This is a genomic window from Salmonella sp. 2020_1395 (assembly GCF_043848115.1).
Lineage (GTDB): Bacteria > Pseudomonadota > Gammaproteobacteria > Enterobacterales > Enterobacteriaceae > Salmonella > Salmonella enterica.
On the sequence record NZ_JBCMFH010000033.1, the window covers coordinates 1 to 4,302 of the forward strand.

General features: G+C 67.7%; 5 protein-coding genes and 1 pseudogene. All 6 read right to left on the minus strand.

Features of this window, described 5'->3' with window-relative positions:
* Positions 1-79: 79 nt before the first annotated feature.
* The gene (locus ACH0WD_RS24290) at positions 80-2,011 is read right to left on the minus strand and encodes a heme lyase CcmF/NrfE family subunit (RefSeq protein WP_001747582.1); all 1,932 of its coding nucleotides are present in this window, start codon (positions 2,009-2,011) and stop codon (positions 80-82) included.
* Entirely contained in the window at positions 2,008-2,487 is a 480-nt protein-coding gene (gene ccmE, locus ACH0WD_RS24295; RefSeq protein WP_001053598.1) for a cytochrome c maturation protein CcmE, read from the minus strand. The genes ACH0WD_RS24290 and ccmE overlap by 4 nt, the downstream gene beginning before the upstream one ends.
* Complete coding sequence (gene ccmD, locus ACH0WD_RS24300) at positions 2,484-2,696, minus strand: heme exporter protein CcmD (RefSeq protein ID WP_000074110.1); 213 nt, start codon at positions 2,694-2,696, stop codon at positions 2,484-2,486. The genes ccmE and ccmD overlap by 4 nt, the downstream gene beginning before the upstream one ends.
* Positions 2,693-3,430: a heme ABC transporter permease gene (locus ACH0WD_RS24305; RefSeq protein ID WP_000265996.1), complete on the minus strand. Its 738-nt coding sequence runs from the start codon at positions 3,428-3,430 to the stop codon at positions 2,693-2,695. The genes ccmD and ACH0WD_RS24305 overlap by 4 nt, the downstream gene beginning before the upstream one ends.
* Positions 3,431-3,481: 51 nt before the next feature.
* Positions 3,482-4,141 carry a heme exporter protein CcmB gene (ccmB, locus tag ACH0WD_RS24310; protein WP_000990028.1) on the minus strand — a complete coding sequence of 220 codons (660 nt, stop codon included), beginning with the start codon at positions 4,139-4,141 and terminating at the stop codon, positions 3,482-3,484.
* Positions 4,138-4,302: pseudogene (locus tag ACH0WD_RS24315) on the minus strand (heme ABC transporter ATP-binding protein CcmA); the annotation flags it as partial. The pseudogene ACH0WD_RS24315 and the gene ccmB, both read right to left, overlap by 4 nt.

Sequence of the window (4,302 nt, forward strand, 5' to 3'; positions counted from 1 at the left end):
GCGTTGCGCGCCAGCTGCCACAGCAGCGCCGCGGCAATCAGCAGAAAAATCAGCAGCGGTAATAACAGTACGTTGCGTTTCATCCGGCCTCCGGCAATGGTTTACGGCGGCGGTAGCGCGGGTCCGCCAGGCACAGCAGCCCGCCCAGCGCCATCAGCAGTCCCCCGGCCCATATCCAGCGGACAAACGGTTTGTAGTACAGGCGCACGGCCCACGCGCCGTTGTCCAGCTCCTCCCCGAGCGCGGCGTACAGGTCGCGGGTCAGCCCGCCGTCAATCGCCGCCTCGGTCATCACCATCCGGCTGGTGTTGTAGAGCCGTTTCTCCGCGTGCAGTACCGCCTCCGGCTCGCCGTGGCGCGTCACCCCGATGAGGGCCACCCCGCCGCGGTAGTTGGGGCCGGTGATGTCCCGCACCTCCCGGAAGGTGAAGCGGTAGTCGTGAATGGTCACGCTGTCGCCCGCCCGCATCCGCACGTCACGCTCCACGCTGTAATTCTGGCTGAAGGCGATGCCGGTAATCGTCACCGCCAGCCCGAGGTGCGCCGCCACCATTCCCCAGTAGCTGAGAGAGGTTTTCGTGCCGCGGGACACGCGCTGTACGGCTTCGGCAACCGCCAGCACCGCAATCCAGCAGGCCATCGCCATCCCCACCACCGTCATGGCGATGATTTTATCTTCCAGCAGCCATGGCAAAAGTACCGACAGCACCAGGGTGGAGACCAGGGCGGTGAGCAGCAGTTTCCTGATGTTACGTGGCCGGTCCCGGCCCCAGCGCACTAAAGGCCCCACCCCCAGCAGCAGGGCAAAGGGGACCATCAGCCAGGTGAACATGGTGTTAAAGAACGGCTCCCCCACCGAAATGCTGCCCAGCCCCAGCTGTTTGTGCACCAGCGGCAGCAGGGTGCCCAGCAGCACCACCAGCATGGCGGCCATCAGCAGGACGTTGTTGCCGAGCAGCAGCGACTCGCGCGACCACAGCGCGTTGTTCACCCGCGAACGCACCCTGTGCCCGCGCACGGCGAACAGCAGCAGCGAGCCGCCGGTGACCAGCACCATAAAGGCGAGGATAAACATTCCGCGCGCCGGGTCGGAGGCGAAGGCGTGCACCGACACCAGCACCCCGGAGCGCACCAGGAAGGTGCCCAGCAGGCACAGCGAGAAGGCGCAGATGGACAGCAGCAGCGTCCACGCCTTAAAGCCGGCGCGCTGTTCCGTGACCGCCAGCGAGTGCAGCAGGGCGGTGCCCGCCAGCCACGGCATAAAGGAGGCGTTCTCCACCGGGTCCCAGAACCACCAGCCGCCCCAGCCCAGCTCGTAGTAGGCCCACGCCGAGCCGAGCACGATGCCCAGCGTCAGGAACACCCACGCCGCCAGCGTCCACGGGCGGGCAAAACGGGTGAACGCGCTGTCCAGACGCCCGCTCAGCAGCGCGGCGATGGCGAAGGCGAAGGCCACCGAGAAGCCGACATAGCCCATGTACAGCAGCGGCGGGTGGAAAATCAGCCCCGGGTCCTGCAGCAGCGGGTTCAGGTCGCGCCCCTCCACCGGAAAGGCCGGCAGCGTGCGGGCGAACGGGCCGGAGGTGAACAGGATGAACACCAGAAAACCGGCGCAGACCATCCCCATCACCGCCAGCACCCGGGCGACGATATCCGCCGGCACCTGCCGGCTGAACACCGCCACCGCCAGGGTCCAGCCGCTCATCAGCAGCACCCACAGCAGCAGCGAGCCCTCGTGCGCCCCCCAGGTGGCGGCCACCCGGTACCACACCGGCAGCTGCGTGTTCGAGTTGCCGGCGACATAGGCCACGGTGAAGTCGTTAACCACAAAGGCGTGCACCAGCACGAAAAACGCGCCCGCCACGCAGATGAACAGCAGCCAGGCGAACACCCCGGCCGACGCCATCATCCGCGCGTCGCCGCGCGCCACGCCCCACAGCGGGTAAACGGACAGCAGCAGCGCCACGCCGAGCGCCAGGCACAGCAGCGCGTGGCCGTATTCAGGCATCATGATGAGGTGTCCTTATCAGCGCGTTGCGGGCGGCGGTGGTTTTCCTGCATTGCCTTTTCCACTTCCGGCGGGGTGTAGTTCTCGTCATGCTTGGCCAGCACCTCGTGCGCCAGGACGTGGTTGCCCTTCTCCAGGGTGCCCTGCACCACCACCCCCTGCCCCTCGCGGAACAGGTCCGGCAGTATCCCCTCATAGCTCACCGTCACCGACCCTTCGGCGTCGTAGAGGCTGAAGTTCACTTTCAGCGAATCCGGGTCGCGCCTGACGCTGCCGGGCATCACCATCCCGCCGACGCGCAGGCGCTGGCCCGCCGCCGGCAGCTGCTGCGTCTCGCGCTTGCCGTAGAGGATTTCGCCGGGGGTATAGAACAGGTCGATATTCGCGCGCAGCGCGTACAGGACCAGGGCGGTGGTCAGCCCCAGGCCCGCCAGCACCGCGCAGACCACCCGTAACCGGTTTTTACGTCGCAGGTTCACGCGGCCTCCTGTTGCGCCTGTGCGGCACGCATCCGCGCCTCGCGCGCCCGCTGCTGCGCCACGCCGCGCAGAATGGCCCGGCGCTGCAGCACCGTGTGCAGCGCCAGCAGCGCCAGCGGCGCCACGGTCATCGCCACCGCCAGCCAGACAAAAAAGGCGTACCCGCCCATGGCGAAAAAATCGCTCCACGATGAAAATGCCGGACTCACCGGTGCCCCCTTTTCAGTATCAGTTCGCTCACCCACGGGCGGCGTTTTTCCATCAGTAAAATCAGGTTGCGCATCCGCATCAGCGCCAGCGTCATAAAGAGCAGCAGGTAGCCGGCGATGGCCCAGCGCAGCGGCGAGCGCATCGCCGGGTCGATGCTCTGCTGCATCCGCGTCGAGCCCTGGTGCAGGGTGTTCCACCACTCAACGGAGTAATGAATGACAGGCAGGTTCACCACGCCGACCAGCACCAGAATGCCCGCCGCGCGCCCGGCCATTTTACGGTCGTCAAAGGCGTGCCACAGGGCGATGACCCCGGCGTAGAGAAACAGCAGCACCAGCTCCGAGGTCAGGCGCGCGTCCCACACCCACCAGGTGCCCCACATCGGCTTGCCCCACGCCGCGCCGGTGACCAGCGCGATGAAGGTGTACACCGCCCCCACCGGCGCCATCGCCGCGACGGCAAGGCTGGCCATTTTCATCTGCCAGACCAGCCCGGTGAACGCCGCCACCGCCATCGCCGCATAGATACCCATTGACCAGATGGCCGCCGGGACATGCAGGTACATAATGCGGTAGCCCTCCCCCTGCTGGTAGTCCGCCGGGGCGAAACCAAAGCCCCGGACCCAGCCGGTGGCCAGCGCGATGATGCCGGCTGCCGCCAGCCACGGCACAAGCCTGCCGCAAATCTGATACAGCCGGGGCGGCGCCGCCAGCTGATGAAGGGTTTTCCACATAGTCGTCACCTGACCTCCTGAAACCAGTAAAATGTCCGTCGCGCCGGGGCGCTACTGCACGCTGAGGCGCAGCGCCGCCGCGGTGGCGAACGGGCTTAACGTCGCGCTGCCCGCCAGCAGCGCCCCCAGCACCGCCAGATAGCCGTCAGCGGGTAAATGCATCGATGCCGCGTCCATCGCCGCGGCGGCGAAAATCAGCACCGGGACACTCAGCGGCAGCACCAGAATGCCCAGCAGGACGCCGCCGCGCCGCAGCCCGGCCGTCAGCGCAACGCCCGGCGCGGCGAGAAACCCCAGCGCCGGCGTGCCGAGCAGCAGCGTCAGCGCCATGATTTTCCAGCCGTACACGTCCATCCCCAGCAGCAGCGCCACCAGCGGGGAGAGCATAATCAGCGGCAGGCCGGTCACCGCCCAGTGGGCCAGCACCTTCGCCAGCACCACCGCCGGCAGCGGCACCGGCAGCAGCATCAGCTGCTCCAGGCTGCCGTCCTGCAGGTCGTCGCGAAACAGCCGCTCCAGCGCCAGCAGCGAGGCCAGCAGCGCCGCCACCTGGATGATGCCCGGCGCGATACGCGCCAGCAGCTGCGGCTGCGGCCCGACGCTTAACGGAAACAGGGTGATGACCATCAGGAAGAACCACAGCGGGCCGGCGATGTCCGCGCCGTGGCGGAACGCCACGCGCAGTTCGAGACAGAAGACACGCCACATCACAGCCCTGCCTCCCCGCCGGTCAGCGCCAGGCGGCGGACGGTGTCCGCGGCCCCCGGCAGCGGCTGGTGGGTGGTGAGAATGACCATCCCGCCCTGCGCCGTGTGCGCCGCCATCCGCCGGGTGAGGCGCGCCACGCCGTTAACGTCAATGGCGGTGAACGG

Excerpts from the sequence above, each read along its gene's own strand:
- ACH0WD_RS24290 (WP_001747582.1), bottom strand. The coding sequence starts at position 2,011 with ATGATGCCTGAATACGGCCACGCGCTGCTGTGCCTGGCGCTCGGCGTG.
- ACH0WD_RS24305 (WP_000265996.1), bottom strand. The coding sequence starts at position 3,430 with ATGTGGAAAACCCTTCATCAGCTGGCGGCGCCGCCCCGGCTGTATCAG.